The organism is Ruegeria sp. C11, from assembly GCF_056537725.1.
Genome location: NZ_JBQFSB010000029.1, coordinates 1 through 781 on the forward strand (window position 1 = coordinate 1; position 781 = coordinate 781).

The window sequence follows — 781 nt, forward strand, 5'->3', positions numbered from 1 at the left end:
GATCTGGCTGAGGAACAGCTTGGTGCGCTCTGACTGTGGGTTGTTGAAGAACTCTTCGGGTTCGTTCTGTTCCACGATCTGACCGGCATCCATGAAAATCACGCGGTTGGCGACCTGACGGGCAAAGCCCATCTCGTGCGTCACACACAGCATGGTCATGCCTTCCTCGGCCAGTTCGATCATGGTGTCGAGCACCTCTTTGATCATCTCGGGGTCCAGCGCCGATGTTGGTTCATCGAACAACATGATCCGCGGCATCATGCAGAGCGAGCGGGCAATCGCCACACGCTGCTGCTGACCGCCCGAAAGCTGGCCGGGATACTTGTCGGCCTGTTCCGGGATTTTCACCTTTTCCAGGAAATGCATCGCGCGCTCTTCGGCCTCTTTCTTGGGCGTCTTGCGCACCCAGATCGGGGCCAGCGTGCAGTTTTCCAGAATGGTCAGGTGCGGGAACAGGTTGAAGTGCTGGAACACCATGCCAACCTCGGACCGGATCTTGTCGATGTTTTTCAGGTCATTCGACAACTCGGTCCCGTCCACGATGATCGTGCCCTGCTGGTGTTCCTCCAGCGCGTTCAGGCAGCGGATCAGGGTGGACTTACCCGATCCCGACGGCCCCGCGATCACGATCCGCTCGCCCTGATTGACGGTCAGATTGATGTCGCGCAGCACGTGGAATGCCCCGTACCACTTGTTCATGTTGGTGATTTCGATGGCGACCTCGTCGCTCACCTGCATTTTGGAGCGGTCGATTTCGCGTTCAATTGCAAGTTCAGACATG

At 57.6% G+C, this 781-nt stretch carries 1 protein-coding gene; it reads right to left on the reverse strand.

Annotation, left to right across the window (positions count from 1 at the left end; translation table 11 throughout):
- Nucleotides 1–780, reverse strand: a 780-nt coding sequence (locus ACR0NA_RS21630; protein ID WP_480732630.1) for an amino acid ABC transporter ATP-binding protein, incomplete at its 3' end; no start/stop codon positions are given.
- Nucleotide 781 lies beyond the last annotated feature (1 nt).